12 protein-coding genes are annotated in these 16,120 nt (G+C 62.6%); 3 read left to right on the top strand and 9 right to left on the bottom strand.

The genetic code is table 11. The features are described 5' to 3' along the window. The first annotated feature begins 104 nt into the window (after nt 1–104). Nucleotides 105–1,448, top strand: a complete 1,344-nt coding sequence (locus tag MKZ91_RS02875) for an aminotransferase-like domain-containing protein (protein ID WP_336167801.1) — start codon at nt 105–107, stop codon at nt 1,446–1,448. Nucleotides 1,449–1,481: 33 nt separating this feature from the next. On the opposite strand, the gene MKZ91_RS02870 is transcribed toward MKZ91_RS02875, so the two are convergent. The 4 genes from MKZ91_RS02870 to MKZ91_RS02855 all read right to left on the bottom strand — a co-directional run bounded on the left by MKZ91_RS02870 (nt 1,482) and on the right by MKZ91_RS02855 (nt 6,111). Next, nucleotides 1,482–1,946: a MaoC family dehydratase gene (locus tag MKZ91_RS02870; protein ID WP_336167800.1), complete on the bottom strand. Its 465-nt coding sequence runs from the start codon at nt 1,944–1,946 to the stop codon at nt 1,482–1,484. Nucleotides 1,947–1,999: 53 nt separating this feature from the next. Continuing rightward, on the bottom strand, nt 2,000–3,607 hold the full coding sequence (locus MKZ91_RS02865; RefSeq protein WP_336167798.1) for a DHA2 family efflux MFS transporter permease subunit: 1,608 nt from the start codon (nt 3,605–3,607) through the stop codon (nt 2,000–2,002). Nucleotides 3,608–3,654: 47 nt separating this feature from the next. Then, entirely contained in the window at nt 3,655–4,857 is a 1,203-nt protein-coding gene (locus MKZ91_RS02860; protein WP_336167796.1) for an HlyD family secretion protein, read from the bottom strand. A gap of 336 nt (nt 4,858–5,193) precedes the next feature. Next, nucleotides 5,194–6,111, bottom strand: a complete 918-nt coding sequence (locus tag MKZ91_RS02855; RefSeq protein WP_336167794.1) for a LysR family transcriptional regulator — start codon at nt 6,109–6,111, stop codon at nt 5,194–5,196. Nucleotides 6,112–6,226: 115 nt separating this feature from the next. Between MKZ91_RS02855 and MKZ91_RS02850 the strand changes: the two genes are divergently transcribed. Continuing rightward, a complete protein-coding gene (locus MKZ91_RS02850) occupies nt 6,227–7,213 on the top strand; it encodes a cyclase family protein (protein WP_336167793.1) in 987 nt (328 codons plus the stop codon). Nucleotides 7,214–7,291: 78 nt separating this feature from the next. Here the strand turns inward: MKZ91_RS02850 and MKZ91_RS02845 are convergent, their stop codons facing one another. After that, nucleotides 7,292–9,361 (bottom strand): ATP-dependent helicase, encoded by a 2,070-nt coding sequence (locus MKZ91_RS02845; protein WP_336167792.1) that lies wholly within the window; start codon nt 9,359–9,361, stop codon nt 7,292–7,294. Nucleotides 9,362–9,739: 378 nt separating this feature from the next. Here MKZ91_RS02845 and MKZ91_RS02840 point away from each other — a divergent pair, with 378 nt between their 5' ends. Further along, nucleotides 9,740–10,708, top strand: coding sequence for a TerC family protein (locus MKZ91_RS02840; protein WP_442892186.1), 969 nt, complete (start codon nt 9,740–9,742; stop codon nt 10,706–10,708). A 105-nt stretch (nt 10,709–10,813) separates the two neighbouring features. Here MKZ91_RS02840 and MKZ91_RS02835 read toward each other — a convergent pair whose 3' ends face one another. From MKZ91_RS02835 to MKZ91_RS02820, 4 genes are all read right to left on the bottom strand, one after another. Continuing rightward, a complete protein-coding gene (locus MKZ91_RS02835) occupies nt 10,814–11,707 on the bottom strand; it encodes a DMT family transporter (protein WP_336167788.1) in 894 nt (297 codons plus the stop codon). Between the two features lie 220 nt (nt 11,708–11,927). Further along, nucleotides 11,928–13,154, bottom strand: coding sequence for a hypothetical protein (locus MKZ91_RS02830; protein ID WP_336167786.1), 1,227 nt, complete (start codon nt 13,152–13,154; stop codon nt 11,928–11,930). Between the two features lie 5 nt (nt 13,155–13,159). Continuing rightward, nucleotides 13,160–14,119 carry a DUF2950 domain-containing protein gene (locus MKZ91_RS02825; RefSeq protein ID WP_336167784.1) on the bottom strand — a complete coding sequence of 320 codons (960 nt, stop codon included), beginning with the start codon at nt 14,117–14,119 and terminating at the stop codon, nt 13,160–13,162. A gap of 20 nt (nt 14,120–14,139) precedes the next feature. Continuing rightward, entirely contained in the window at nt 14,140–15,519 is a 1,380-nt protein-coding gene (locus tag MKZ91_RS02820; RefSeq protein WP_336167782.1) for a DUF3300 domain-containing protein, read from the bottom strand. Nucleotides 15,520–16,120: the final 601 nt, after the last annotated feature.

Genomic DNA, 16,120 nt, shown 5'->3' with positions numbered 1-16,120 from the left:
CGTGACCGCAGAAACCGTCGTGGTTTCGGTGCAATGCATTTGATGTAATAATAATGTTCCGATATATCTCTCGGTACAATCGAAACATTGTACTCGGTGCAATAATGTCGAGATCCCAATATCTGCAACTGGCCGACACGATTGCGGCCGAGATCGCCGACGGCAGGCTGAAGCCTGGCGACCGCCTGCCGCCCCAGCGCGAATTCGCCTATGAGCGTCAGATCGCCGTGTCGACGGCGAGCCGGGTCTATTCGGAGCTGCTGCGCCGCGGCCTCGTCGTCGGTGAGGTCGGCAGGGGGACCTTCATCTCCGGTGAAGCCCGGCGTGGCGCGGCGGCGTTGGCTGAACCGCGCGGTGTGCGGATCGATTTCGAATTCAACTATCCGATCCTCCCCACCCAGACCGCACTGATCGCCAGAAGCCTTGAGGGTCTCGCGAACCCTGCCTTGCTCGATGCCGCATCGCGCCAGGCAATCAGTGTCGGTACACCCGAGGTTCGGAACGTTGGGGCGGCGCACCTGACCACCGGCGGATGGTCGCCAAGGGCTGAACAGCTCGTCTTCACGGGTAGCGGACGACAAAGCATTGCTGCCGCGCTTGCGGCCATCGTGCCGACGGGCGGCCGCTGCGGCGTCGAAGCTCTGACATATCCCTTCATCAAGGGCATCGCAGCGCGGTTGGGTATCGTCTTGGTGCCGCTCTCGATGGACGAAGGCGGCCTTCGGCCCGACTCGGTTGAGAAGGCGCATCGGGAGATGCATCTCTCGGCGATCTATGTTCAGCCGGCGATCCAGAACCCGCTTGGCATGACGATGACCTCGGGGCGGCGGGCCGATCTCGTTGCCGTCGCCGAAAAACTGGGCCTGCCGATCATCGAGGACAATGTCTACGGGTTTCTTGACGACGTGCCGCCGCTCGCGGCACTCGCGCCGGATTGCTGCATCGTCGTCGACAGCCTGTCCAAGAAGGTTGCGCCGGGTCTGGCGCTCGGCTTCATCGTGCCGCCGGAGCGGCTCCGCGAGAGTGTGATCGCCTCGGTGCGTTCGGGCGGCTGGACGGCCACCGGGTTTGCCTTTGCGGCCGCGGAGCGGATGATGGCCGACGGTACCGTTCCCGAGCTCGTGCGGATGAAACGCCTCGATGCCGAGGCGCGGCAGAAACTGGCGGCTGTCCGCCTCGAAGGATTCGAGATCCAGGCCAATCCGAAGTGCTACCATCTCTGGCTGACGCTGCCGGCGCACTGGCGCTCGCAGACATTTGTCGCCGCCGCCGCCAGGCGCGACATTGCGCTGACGCCATCGACGACATTTGCCGTCACGCCCGGCCACGCGCCGAATGCCGTGCGGCTGGCGCTTGCCGCGCCGACCATGGGCCAGCTCGATGCCGGCCTTTGCACGCTCGCGGCAATGTTGCGCAGCGGGGAAGACGATTTCGTATCGACCGAGTGAGGCGCTGACCCTGATTGAGTGGAGGTCAGCGGCCTAGTTTGCCGGCTTTCGCTGGACGACGAGCTTGGCCTTGAGGATCTGGACGACTTCGGCGTTCTGGTTGATCGTGCGGCTGACCACCACGGCAATGCCTCGGTCGGGCTTCGATCGTGAAGGGATGAGCTCGATAACCTCGCTCTCCACATGCAACACATCGCCGGGCCGCGTGGCGGCCGGCCAGCTGACGTCTCCACCGGCGCCGACGAGACCGCCGGCAAAAGGCAGGCCCGTCTCGACATTGAGGCGCATCGTGATCGCCGCCGTGTGCCATCCGCTGGCCACGAGCCCCTTGAAGAGCGTGTCCTTCGCTGCTTCGTTGTCCATGTGAAAGACCTGCGGGTCGAATTGCCTTGCGAAGGCCTTGACCTCGACCTCCTCGATCGTGTGGCTGCCGCTCTTAAACCGTTGGCCGACATGGAGATCGTCCAGATAGAGACGATCGGTGGTGGATGTGCTCATGGCCTGCCTATGCCTCCCTGTGTTGATCGCAACAGCGCTCGGCGGAGCGCTCCTCAATGGGCACCGCCAGCGCCGCCGCCGACCTGGACCTTCCGGGTGAAGAGCAATGCGACCGCGGCGAGCGCCAGCACGATGCCGATCACCGCGAATGTGTCGCTGAAGCCCAAGATCAGCGCCTGCCGACGTACCGTAGCACCGATGGCGGCGATCGCCTTGTGCTGCGCGACGGCAGCATCGGATACGCCATGCGCCATGAAATGCTGCGTCAGGTCGCTGATCCGGTCACGGACCTCGTCGCGGGAAAGCGTCACGGACTGGCCGATGATGTTTGAATGGAACTGTTCGCGCTTGGTCAGCACCGTTGCAAGGGTGGCGGTGCCGACCGCGCCGCCGAGATTGCGCAGCATGTTCGACAGGCCCGATGCCGCAGCGGCCTCGCTCGGCGCAATGCCGGCCGTCGTGATGACGGTGATTGGCGTCAACACCAGGGCCTGGCCGATGGCACGCACGATGTTGGGCACGAAGAACTGGTCGCCGGCGCTGTCGAGCGACAGCATCGTGTTCATGAAACAGCTTGCCGCGAAGATGCTGATACCGACGAAGCCGACATAGCGTGCGTCGAAGCGCTTCATCAGGGCCGGAACGAGCGGAATGATGAGCAGCTGCGGCAAACCGGTCCAGGCCAGAACGAAGCCGATCTGTTCGGCATTGTAGCGCTGCACTTGGCCGAGATATTGCGGCAGGATGTAGACGGTGCCGAACAGCGCGACGCCGACCAGCACGTTGACGAGAACACCGACGCCGAAGTTGCGTTGCTTGAGCAGGCGAAGTTGAACCAGTGGCTTTTCGACCTTGAGCTCGATGATGATGAAGGTGATCAGAAACACTGCAGCAACCAAGGCAAGCTTGACCATGAATGGCGACTGGAACCAGTCGTCCTTGTTGCCCTCCTCGAGCACGGTCTGCAGTCCCGAGAGCCCGATGGCCATGGTGACGATGCCGGCCCAGTCACCCTCCTTGAGCAGCGACAATTGCATCGGTTTCTTCTCGAGCGTGAAGTAGAGGGCGACGACCATCACGATGCTCGGCGGCGTGTTGACGAAGAAGATCGATTGCCAGCCGTAGTTCTCGGTGAGGTACCCGCCGATGGTCGGTCCGATCGCCGGAGCAAACGTGACCGACAGCGCAAACAGCGCCAGCCCGAACGGTTGCTGCGCCTTGGGCAGCCTGGTCAGGATCATGGTGAAAGCCATGGGGATCAACACGCCGCCGGCAAAACCCTGCAGGCCACGCAGCGCAATCATCGAGCCGAGATCATGGGCAAAGGCGCAGGCGGCCGAGAAGATGGGGAACAGGATGGCGTTCACCAGAATATAGCGCCGGAAGGAAAAGACGCGGCTGAGATAATCGGTGAGCGGGATCACGACGATCTCGCCGATGAGATAGGATGTGGAAATCCACGCGCCGTTGTCGACACCCGTGCCGATGCCGCCCTCGATATCCAGCAGCGAGGCGTTGGTGATCTGGATGTTCAGGATCGCCATGAACGCGCCGATCAGGCCGGCGAGCACAGCGATCCAGGCAGTGGCACTGGCCTTATCCGAAGGGCTGGCTCCCGCTGCAAACGCGCCGGGAGAAGCCGCTTGTGCGGTGGTGGACATCGAATCCTCCTGCCATGTGGCTGGTGAGACGGGGCGTCTGGCTGCCCTCAGTGTATGTTCGCCGCCGCCGAGGCGACCTCGGACGTGGCCGTTCTGGTGTCGATGGTCGGGTAGACGGACATGCCCGGCCGCAGGACGACGGACAGGGGCCTCGGATGATCGAGCACGATCTTGACCGGGATGCGCTGCACCACCTTGGTGAAGTTGCCCGTGGCGTTGTCGGGCGGCAGAAGAGCGAACTCCTGGCCGCTGGCCGGCGAGATGCTGTCGATGTGCCCCTCGAAGACCTTGCCCGGGAAGGTGTCGACTTCGATGGTCACCTTCTGGCCGGGCACGACGTCGGTCAGCTGGGTTTCCTTGTAGTTGGCGACGATATAGGCGGCATCCGTGGGCACGACGGCCATCAGCTGCGTGCCGGCCTGCACATACTGGCCGGCGCGCAGGGTGCGGTTGCCGACGACACCGGCAATCGGTGCGGCAAGCCTGGTGTAGGAGAGGTTCAGCCTCGCCTGGTCTTCGGCCGCCTTGGCGCTGTCGAGTGCCGCCTTTGCCTGGGCGACCTCCGCCTTGATCACGTCGAGTTGCTTGGTTGCGCTGGCAAGCGCTGCGGTGTCGCGCGTCACGGCCGCGCGGGCGGCGGCAATGCGCGAGGCAGCCTGCTGTGCGTTCTGGATGGTGCCGAAGCCCTGGCGGGCGAGCTCTGCGTAGCGCTTGTCGTTCTGCTCGGCGAAGGTCTGGTCGGCCTTGTCGGCCTCGACCGTTGCCTTCGCAGACTCGATGGCGGACTGCTGGGCAACCAGCGCCGACTGCCTGTTGGCGATATTGGCCTCGGCTGCCTCGACATGCGCCAAGGCCTGTTCGAGGCTGACCTTGAAGTCGCGGTCGTCGATGCGTGCCAGGATCTGCCCCGCCGTCACCTTCTCGTTGTCGGCCACGAGAACCTCGGCGATGTGGCCGGAGATCTTGGGGGCGATCGTCGTGCTGTCAGCCTTCACATAGGCGTCGTCGGTCGATACCTCGAAGCGGCCTGTTGTCCAGTATCCCCACCCGTAATCAGCGGCGCCCGCGAGAGCGACGACCGCCGCCGAGGCAAAGAGCAGCCCGCGCAGCCACCGCTTCCGAGACTTCGTCACGGCGGGTGCGGCCGCAGATGGGATCGCTTGCAGTTCCTGGCGCGCGCTTGTTGCAGGCACCCCCTCGGCGACGGGCAATGCGTTCTCGGTCGTGACCATTGACGTATGCTGGTTCATTGCCGGTTCCTTTCACCGGTGTGGCGGGGCATCGAAGCAGGCTCGCCAAATTAGGAAAACTATTGCTTTCTAAAATGCGCTCCGCCAATGCGGATGTCAATATAATTTGGAAAGCAGTTATGTTCCTATAACGCCAAGGTCGTAGTTTTCGAGAAGCAACCCGCGACGCCCGCAGCGTTCGGGTGCCATCGCTGCCGCGTCCGGCGATCGGGGGTACGTGCCAGAGGGCAAGATGGCGAGACCCGAATGTTGGTGTGCCGCGAAGAGGGCCGCCTATCGGTGGAGGGCGGAACAGGGCGTGGTTCCGCCGGGCGTCTGCACGACGGTACACATGAGCTAACGGGGAAGGCTATCGGTTGACAGATCGACTTGGCGCAACGCGTCCGTCAGGAATTCGGCAAAGGCTTTCACCTTGGGCAGAAGCAGTCGGTTGGTCGGGTAGACCACGTAGATGCCGCGCCGGGCGAGCCTGTGCTGCGGCAGGACCCTGATGAGTTCGCCGCTTTCAAGCAGCGGTTCGGCGATGAAGGATGGCAGGCCGCCTATGCCTAGGCCCGACTTAATCATCGCGCCCAGCATCAAGCTGTTGTCCGCGACGAAGCGCGGCTGCAGTTCGACGCTCGTCGCGCCGTCCGGCCCCTCAAATTCCCAATGGCCCGGTTGATCGGCAAGGCGATAGATCAGGCAATCGTGGTTCCTGAGTTCGTCAAGCGTCGCAGGCGTGCCGTTTGTCGCCAGGAAATCGGGCGCGGCGCAGAGGATCTGCTCCACGTCGCCAATTCGCCTGGCAATCAGCGATGAATCCGCCAGTGCCGCGCGCACGCGGATCGACACATCGAAGCCTTCCGAGACGACATCGAGCACATGGTCGTCGAGCGTCATGTCGACCTTCAGCTGCGGATGACGTTTCATGAAGCGGGCCAATACAGGCGCAAGGACCGTGAGCCCGAAAGACAAGGGGGCGTTGACCCGCAGTCGGCCATTGATCTCGCCGGCCTCGCCTGATGTCGCGCGTTCCAGATCGTCGAGTTCGTCGAGAATTCGGCAACACTCGGCAAAGTAACCACGCCCCGTCTCCGACAGGCTCATGCGCCGGGTCGTGCGCAGGATCAGCACTGTTCCGAGACGTTCTTCGAGTTGGCGGACCTGTTTGCTGACGGAGGCGTTCGACTGCCCCAATTCTTCGCCCGCCTTGTTGAAGCTCTGAAGCTCGACGACGCGGCGGAAGGTACGCATGGCGACCAGCAGATCCATATTTTCTCCAGAGTGAATTATATTTTCCCGTTATTGCTGATTATGCGAGTTTCAGCCAGCAATAAGGTGGGCTCAGCTTCCTGGTTTTAGGGAAAGCAAGAAGAAGGAGTTCATCATGTTCAACGTCGCAACTGTCGGCACTGCGCTGGCTGCCTCCCTCATGGCCGGTCTTTTGGCGAGCGCGGCCTTCGCACAAGACGTCGGCAAAAGCCCCTGGGGACCAACGGATGAGATCGGGCGTCTCAACCTGATCACACCAGCGAGCCGGGCGGCGATCCTGTCGCGGATCGAAGGCACCAAGTCCTATGATCTGGCGGTCGAATACTTCATCGGCATGCCCAGCTGGGACGCGGCCGGCGATCCGCCCTACCAGATGTGGATGACCCACACGCCGCACGGCACCGCGGTTTCCGACCCGATGAAGGTCGGCAAGGAAATGAACCAGCACGTCAGCTACACCGGCTCGGCCGTTTCGATGTATGCGCATATGGGTACGCATATCGACGCGCTGAACCACTTTGGTCTGAACGGCAAGATCTGGAACGGCTATGCCGCCGCCGATCACCTGGGCGACCAGGGCTGGACCGTGACGGGCGCGGAGAAGCTGCCACCGATTGTTGCGCGCGGCGTCCTGATCGACGTTGCCACGGCCAAGGGCATGCAGATGCTGCCGGAGAACTATCGCGTCACGCGGGCGGACCTGCAGCAGGCGCTCGACAGCCAGGGCGTCAAGCTTGAGGAGGGCGATGTGGTGTTGATCCGCACGGGTCGCATGCAGGACTATGAAAACGCTTCGGCCTACATGAACAACCCACCGGGATTGAGCATCGATGCGGCGAAGTTCCTGGTCGAAGACGGTGGCGCCATGGTCGTTGGGGCCGACAACCTCAGTTTCGAGGCGTTTCCGGCCGAGACCCAAAACAACTACGTGCCGGTTCATACCTATCTGCTTGCCCAGCAGGGCGCGCCGATCATCGAGCTCATCAATCTTGAGGGACTGTCGAAGGACCGGATCTATGAGTTCGCCTTTGTTGGCGCCTCCCTCAAGTTCCGGGGTGCCGATGCCGCCCCGATCCGCCCGGTCGCCTTCCCGCTGCGATAGGGGCATGAACCGCGTGAATGGCGCCGCAGCGGAGGCTGCGGCGTTTCGCCTGCTATGGCGGGAGATTGGGCGCCGCCGTCACTTCCACATGGAGCGCATCCGTGCGCCGACGTCGATGCGGATCTGTTTGGCGCTTCGTTCGCTCGCCGCCGCCGAAACCTTTGGCCAGCTCGTCGTCTCGAAGAATTGCAGCAGGGTCGCCGGAATGAAGCGGGTTCGCGATGCATAGACGTGCCGGTCGCCCTGGGCGTTCTGCCCGTGGGTGAAGAAGCGCTGCGGCGTTATCAACGACAGGCTGTCTCGCGCCCGCGTCATGCCGACATAGAGCAGCCGCCGCTCCTCTTCGAGTTCCGCACTCGTGCCGACGCCGAGGTCCGAGGGGATACAGCCATCGACGACGTTGAGCATGAACACCGAACGCCATTCCTGGCCCTTGGCCGAATGGATGGTCGACAGGATCAGATAATCCTCGTCGAGCAAGGGAACGCCGGCCTGGTCGCTGGTTGCGTCCGGCGGGTCGAGCGTCAGCTCGGTCAGGAAGCGCTCGCGGTTGTGATAACCGGCGGCGATCTGCTCAAGCTGGAGGAGATCGGCCTTGCGCGTGTCGGCGTCCTCATGGATCCGGTCGAGATAGGGCTCATACCAGCTGCGTGCCGCGCCGATTTCGCCCGGCCATCCTGCCTCCGCTCTCCGCAAGCTGGAGACGAGGTCGACGAAGGCGGCCCAATCTTCGCCGGTCTTCGGGGGGGCGGGAACTTCCGCGAGCGAGGCCAGCGGCTCCGGATCGTCGGCGATCGCGTCGAGGATCTTGCCGGCGGTCTGCGGGCCGATCCCCGGAAGCATCTGCAGCAGCCGGAAACCGGCGACGCGGTCACGAGGGTTCTGCGCAAAGCGCAGGACCGCGAGCAGGTCCTTGACGTGCGCGCTGTCGAGGAACTTCAGGCCGCCGAACTTGACGAAGGGAATGTTGCGGCGGGTGAGTTCGACCTCGAGCGTGCCGCTGTGACTGGACGAGCGAAACAGCACGGCCTGCTGCTTCAAAAGGATGCCGATCTCGCGGTTGGCAAGAACCTGCTCGACGATATGGGCCGCCTGATCCGCCTCGTCCTTGACGGTGACGAGCATCGGGCGCTGCTCCGACTCTCGGTCCGTCCAGAGGTTCTTGGTGAAGCGTTCACGGGCGAGCCCGATCACGCCATTGGCGGCAGCGAGGATCGGCTGGGTCGAGCGGTAATTGCGGTCGAGCGTGATGACGTCGGCAGGCGCCGGCGAGAAGGCGTTCGGAAAATCGAGAATGTTGCGGACCGTGGCGGCGCGGAAGGAATAGATCGACTGGGCATCGTCGCCGACCACCGTCAGGCCATGGCCGCCGGGTTTGAGTGACATCAGGATCGACGCCTGAAGGCGATTGGTATCCTGGTACTCGTCGACAAGCACATGATCGAAACGCTTGCCGATGTCCTCGGCCAGGTCCGCGTTGGAAACCATCTGCGCCCAGTAGAGCAGGAGATCGTCGTAATCGAGCACGTTCTGCGCCTGCTTCGCCTCGACATAACCGGCAAACAGCGCCTTGAGCTCATCGTCCCAGCCCGTGACCCAGGGATAGGCGGACTTCAGCACATCGGTGATGGAACTCTCCGAATTCACGATGCGCGAATAGATGGCAAGGCACGTGCCTTTGGTCGGGAAGCGATTGTCCGTCTTGGAAAACCCGAGCTCGTGACGAACAAGGTTCATCAGGTCGGCACTGTCTTCCCGGTCGTGAATCGTGAAGTCCGGCCCAAGGCCGATCTGTTCGGCATAGATCCGCAGGATCCGCGCGCCGATGCCATGGAAAGTGCCGGCCCAGCCGAGCGCATCCGTCATGACCGCAGCGTTGTCGCCGAGGACCTGACGGCAGATGCGTCCGACACGGCGCGTCATCTCGGCTGCCGCGCGGCGGGAAAAGGTCATCAACAGGATGCGGCGCGGATCGGCGCCGTTGACGATCAGATGCGCCACGCGATGGGCAAGCGTATTGGTCTTGCCGGAGCCGGCGCCGGCTATGATGAGCAGCGGGCCGCCGGCCTGGCCTTCCGGCAAACCGACACCATGCACCACCGCTTCGCGCTGACGGTCATTGAGTTTTTCCAGATAGGCTGCGCTCATTCGTCCCTATGCATTCCAGGCAAAATTTCCGGCCTCTTCATCCCGCCTAACCCTTTGAACCGATGAACAGAAACTGCATCCCCTCCCTCGAGGTCGAAGCGCAGCTGCTCGTCCAATGCAAACGAGTCGGAACAAAAAAGGAACTTATCAGCTTCGGTCGCGACCGCAAACCCCCGCAGAAGACGGGGACGTGACAGGGACCACGACGGTCGACGAAAAAATCGGAGCGTCGCACTTGAACCGAGAAAATCCGCCTCCTATCTGCCGCCTGACCCGCTGGTCCGGGCCCCTCTGGCGAGAGCTTCGGCACTCTTGCGATGTCGGACCTTATTCCGACATCATGTGCCGATTGGGGACCCGTCTGTGGACTTTTCCTTCATGTCTATCGTGTGGCTGGGAACGCCGCTCTGGATGTGGGCGAGCTTTTTCGCCCTCGTCATCGCCATCCTGTCGTTCGACCTTGGTATTCTCCATAAGGAGAACAAGGAGATCGGCGTTGCTGAAAGCGTCAAGCTTTCCGCCTTCTACATTGCGCTTGGCCTGACCTTCGGTGGCTGGGTCTGGTGGTATCTCGGTTCCGAAGCCGGCCTTGCTTATATGACCGGCTTCGTGGTCGAAAAGACGCTGGCACTCGACAATGTCTTCGTCATCGCCCTGATCTTCTCCTTCTTCGCCGTTCCCCGCTTATACCAGCATCGGGTGCTGTTCTGGGGCATTCTCGGCGTGATCGTGCTGCGCGCGATCATGATTGGCGTCGGCGCGACGCTGGTCGCCGAATTCTCCTGGGTCCTTTACATCTTCGCGGCCTTCCTCGTGTTTACCGGCATCAAGATGCTGGTGATGAAAGAGGCAGAACCAAATGTTTCCGACAACGCGCTCGTGCGCTTCATGCGCAGCCGGTTCAACGTCACTGAGGAGCACCACGGCGAACGCTTCTTCGTAAAGCTCGTCAACCCCAAGACCGGCAAGATGACCTGGTTCATCACGCCGCTGTTCATGGCTCTGGTCATGGTCGAGGTGGCAGACGTGATCTTCGCCGTCGACTCGGTTCCGGCAATCTTCGCCATCACCACCGACCCCTTCATCGTCTACACGTCGAACATCTTCGCGATCCTCGGCCTTCGCGCCCTCTACTTTGCCCTGGCTGCGATGATCCACCGTTTCCGCTATCTGAAGCCGGCGCTGGCCATCGTCCTTGTCTTCATCGGCTCGAAGATCTTTGTCGCCGACCTTCTGGGGCTGGAAAAGTTCCCGGCTGCGCTCTCGCTCGGCATCACCTTCGCGATCATCGCCGGTGGCGTGGTCTGGAGCCTGATGAAAACGCGCAACGAGCATCAGCCAGCATAAGGCATTTCTCAGTGAGCATGAATTGAACTGCGGCGGCCCGTCCACGAGATGGGCCGCCGCTTCGCGTTTGGCGCTGCCGCGCGCGCGAATGCAAAGGCAGGTACGTTAGACCAGGAATATCAATGCCATGCCGATGACGACGAGGGCTGCGCCGGACCAGGCGCCGGCGGCCGGCCGCTCGCCGGTTTTCAGCCAAAGCATCGGCAGGATCATCACCGGCGAGGTGGCCGACAGCGTCGAGACGATGCCGACCTTGCCACCGGACAGGGCAAAGAGCAGCAGCGTCATGCCGATGCCAAGCGCGAGGACGCCGGTTAGCGCGGTCATCGCCGCGACCTTCCATGTGAGCGGGTTCCTCGGCTTGACGGAGGGAACCGGCAATTGCAGCAGGATGCTCAGGCAGAAGGCGGCGATACCGACGCGGAGTATCGAGGCGACGAACGGATCGATGCCGGTCGCCATGACCGGCCGTGCAATGATGGAGCCGATCGCCTGGCCGGTCGCCGCGCCGAGGCCGAGCGTCACGCCGATCCAGAGCGGCCCCTTGACCGTCTCCCATTCATGCATCTGCGCCCGGCGCTTGCCGAAGACGATGGCGAGGAACACGCCCGCTGCCGTCAGCGCGATGCCCGCCACGGCCGACGTCGACAGCGCTTCGCCCAGGACCAGCCAGCCAAGCAGCGCGGCGATCGGGGCGTTGAGCGCAAAGAGAATCCCGGAGCGGCGCGGACCGAGCCGGTTGAGCGCGGCAAAAAGCAGGGTGTCGCCGATGAAAATCCCGATCAGCCCGGACAGAAGCAGCGGACCCGCGCTGGCCCAGTCTAACTCGCGCCACGTACCGGTAAGAATCACGTAAACCGCCAGAAGACCGGTGACAAAGACCTGCCGGAGGCGGTTGAAGGCGGGCGCGCCGAGATGACCTGCGGGGCCTGCCGAGATCATTCCCGTCAGGGCCCAGCAGATCGCTGCCCCAATCGCGGCGATTTCATGAATTGGCATCGTGTTCCGATCGGTAGAATTCTGCGTGGCAGGAGGTGGCTATCGACGCTCCGTTAAAGCGCGCGCACGGGGCCATCGTCCAGAGCTGTCTTGGCGGCGTCAACAGGGCGTTCCGCCACCATTGCGGAAGATGTGTCGATAGCGCGTTGCCGGTTGGGAGGAGGGGTGTTCATTCCCCGATGCGATCTCGCAGGGATGGGACAGGCACTCATTCGGCGCCCTAAAGCAGCAGCAGCTTTTTCAGCACCGAGAAGACCTCCTTGTAGGGCAGGCGGGTGGCGCCGGCGACCGCGAAGGGGATGAGGGCGGCAGCGGCGACCGGGACGACGGCGGCGCGGCTGATGAGCATCGACGAGAGCTTGTTGGTGGTATCGAAGAGTTTGCTTGGGTCGGCAATCTCGTCATTCGGTTCTGGCGTCGGGTCGGCCAACACGTTGCGACCGAGCACCTTGCGTTCGGCAGCCCGGTGAAAGCGGGTCGCCTGCACGCCGAGCATCAACAACCCGGCCTCCTTCAAGCGTGCCAGCGGTTGCGAGAAGGCCGACAACGGATAGGCGAAGAAGGCGATCACGATCGCGAGCCAGCCACTCATGATCATGGTGAACGTCGTCATCGACAGCGATTCCTGCAGCAGGTGCTTCATGACCGCAGCGGCGATCGCGGCGCTCATGCCGAAGACGAAGAACGCATAGGCGTTCGGATATTGCGACAGGAACCCGAGGCCGCCCTTGCCGTCGGGATGGGCCGCGACGAGGCGAAGTTCCAGCCGCGCGATCCGGCGCAGCAGCTGCGCCCAGACGACGTGCCGCCAGACACCGCGCAGAAACAGAAAGACGAACAGCGGCAGGCTGACGCAGATCGACCACCAGCCGGCCGCGGTAATGGTGTTGCCGTCGGCCGTGTGCCGGACCGCCCAGAAGGAAACGTCCGATGTGTGAAAGTTGAGGAAGGACAAGAGCGCAGCGAAGGCGGCCATTGCCAGGCAGACGAGCTCGGCAAGCGGCGAGTCGCGCCGTCTGAGTGCGTCCGAGACGGCTTCAGCGGCCGCAGGCATGGACGTCGGGGCGATCAGTGGCGCTCGTGCAAACTGTCCAAGCTTGATGCGCAAGCCGCGTTCGACCTGCTGTTCGGCAAGCACGAAGGCAGCAATCGCGATAAAAAACTTGGCCCATGGGCCGGGATCGGTCAGATAGGCACCCTGGCTGGGATCGAGTGACAGGCTCCCCGGCAATCCGAGCAGAAACGGCATGCCCCAGGCAAGGGCGACGAAGAGCACCGCCCGCTTGCCGGATTGCAGGGCGTTTGCATGCAATAGCTTCAACCGCGATTGAAGTTCGTAGAACGGCCCGCCATGGGATGCGAGAAAATCGGCGATCCTTGCATGGCGGTCCGATGGCGCGGCATCGGTCGCGTTGCTTGTCTCACCCTTGGGGGCCGTTCCACTCATGAACGTCAGTCCTCGACGACTTGCCAGTTATCGTTCGGATTGAACTGCCGGATGCCTTCGGCGACGCTTGGCGTCTTTGCCCCGAGATCGGCCTGGTAGATGATACCGTTCCGGTTGACGACGAAGGTATGAACGCCCGTTACCCCGTATTGCACCGGCCAGGCGACCAGGGCGAAACCGGCGATCATGTTGCCGTTGATGATGTAGTCAAATTTGCCGCCGGCGATGTTGTCGCCCTGGCTGGTCAAGATCCGGTAATGATACCCATAATAACCCTTGCCTGCCTTGGCCCTGGCAAGAGCCGCGCCGTCGGCCAAGGCAGCCCCGGCCGGGCTTTCCGGCAGGCCGGGGGTTTCCGGCCAGTAAAGGCCGTCCATCTGGCCGTCGCTGCTGATCAGCTTATGCGCATATTCCAGCACGCCGTCGCCGTCATGATCCTGCTGCGCATAGTCTTCCTGCGCATCGACATAAGCACCGACCGTGGCGATCGTCTGCAGTTCGTTTTCGCCGACGCGGCGATTGGCGATCTCTTCGAGGCCGGTGAAGGTGTCGAAGGACCATTTGCCGTCTTCGCCCTTGGCGATCGGGAAAGGCAGCGGCCAGAGCTCTTCGCCGATTTCGATCACCTTGCGGTTCTCCACGTCCTCGACGACGACCTTTTTCTTCATGCCGGCCTGGATCTCGCTGAAGGCTTCCAGCGCGCCTTCATTGGCCTTCGCCTTGGCGACGTCGAGACCGAGTAGGGTTGCAAGCTTGTCGAAGTCGCCGGCGGCAACAGCTGCCTTGAACGCCTCGACCGCCTGTTCCGGCGTATCGAATGCGGGCGGGTCCGTGGCCGAGACGTAATCGGAAAGCAGTGTTTCGGGCGCCTTGGTGCCGTCCTGCGCCAGGACTGTGGTGAAGGATGCGCCAAGCAGCAGGGAGCCGGCGAGCGAGGTGAAAAGCACGTTGCGAATGTTTGCCATTGTCGTTCTCTCCATCCCGCTTATCTGTGGCGTCCACCGCCGCCGCCGCGCTTGATCTCGCGATGCGGCTGCCCGCCACCACGATGACCGCCGCCGAGCGCCTGCCGTCCGCGGTCAGACTGGATCTTCGTGACCTTGCCGCTCTGCACCCGACCGAGCGCCGATGGTTGGTTGCCTCCGGGACGTTCGATCTTGCCACCGGGCTTCGGCTTGTTGATTTGCCGATTGACGTTGCCGCCGGGCCTGGCGTTGCCGGCCTTGTTGGCAATGGCGGGTTTCGCGTCGGCCGGCCTTCTGTCGGCCGCAACCGGGCGGTCGCGGCCGGCATCGACCTTCTGGCGCGCATCGACCTTGCTCTTGCGCACGTCGTCGACGGAGATCTTGTTGGCGCGGTTCCCCACGGAGCTGATCTCGTTGTTGCGCACCGACTTGGCGCGATTACCGATATTGTTGTCCTTTATCGAGGTGAAGTTGCTCGTGCGGTCGATCTTGTTGAACTGGTTCTTGTCGAAGCTGATCTTGCTGCGATCGACGTTCTTCCAGTCGACGTCGTTGAAATTGACCTTGCCGTTGATGTTGTTGAAGCAATTGTTGCAGTCGATATCGATGTCGTTGGCATTCCAGCGGCCGCCCCACACCCCCCAGTCATCCCAGTCGACGACCGCAGCAAATGCGGCGCCGGTCACAACGCCGGCAAAGAAGGTCGCGGTCGGGTAGTAGTAGTTGGGGTAGGGTTCGGGATAGTAGGCGATCGGTGCCGGCTGATAGTCCGGAACGTAGAGCATTTCCGGCTCATACTGCGGCACGTAGATCTTTTCCGGGTTCGCCGCCTGGATCACGACATTGTTGTTTTCCTGTTTGACGGTCACCTTGTCGTCCGACTTGATGATACCGTCGGCGACCGCCTTGTCGCGCAACTGCTGGATGGCGACCAGCACGTCCTTCTGCTGATAGGCGAGTGCATCGCCCAGCGATTGGGTCCAGTCGAGATCCTCGCTCATCATCTTGACGATCTCGGGGTAGTTCAGGAGCGAGATGACGCTGCCGTCCCAACTGTCCTTGGGCTTCAGGTCCTTGTTGGTCTTGGACTGGTCAAGGAAGCGCGCGGCTTCCACGATCTGCAGCGGATAGAGCGAGGCGGAGGTAACGAGGGCGACGAGTTCGTCCGGGTAGAGTGCGATGCGAGCGACGAGCACTTCAAGCTCATCTTCGCTGAGCGGCTGGGGCTGCTCGGCGGTGGTGTCGGCGGCTGCTTGTTCTTGAGCCATGGCCGTTTTGGCGAGCGGCGTTGCCAGGCCCGATGTGGCGGCAATGGCTGCCGCCAGCAGGAGCTGGCTGGTCAGCACAAGTGAGTTCGATACCGTCGTTCGTGCACGCAGAAAGTAGGGACTGACGACCATGGTCTTCCTCTTCAGTTACCGGCGTTGGACAAATGCGGTCGCTATGAACCGGGCCATCGGCCTCCTGCAGATGTCGGCTAGATACGAGTTGCGGCTTGTCGGCGGACAGATGGCATCCGGTTGGTCGATATGCCCCTTCTGGTTGTTTCCTCCGCCTCGTCCTCCCAATGACAAGATGTCTCTGTCGGGTGCGTGCAGTCAAGCTAGACCTCAGCCTCACAACGCGCAATTGTTTTCCCTTGCACTTCCGGCACCGGCACTCGGGGTTCAAAGACGCAGTCAGCTATGCGGCGATAGGGTTGCGGGGGGCGTGGCACGCGGCGCAGCGATCGGCCGGGATCAATACGCCAGATCGTTAGGATTCCTGCAGGGCCGATCATGGTGCAGCCGGCGTAGCATTCTCCAGAGGCGATCTCGATCGAATAGGGGGCCGAAACGGCAAGGACCGGCGCCTTTCGGAGCCGGTCCTTTAGTTCAAGTGGCGGGCGGGCGCTGCCTCGCCTGGCAGCTGGTCTTCGCTGCGATCACTTTGCCGGGTTTGGTCCGATGGTCTTGCCATGGATGACGCGTTCGTCGGCCTTGTGGACCATGGTGTAGGCGT

The organism is Ensifer sp. MJa1, assembly GCF_037026475.1.
Lineage (GTDB): Bacteria > Pseudomonadota > Alphaproteobacteria > Rhizobiales > Rhizobiaceae > Ensifer.
The sequence above is the reverse complement of the archived record's forward strand: the minus strand, read 5'-3'. Positions and strand labels throughout refer to the sequence as shown.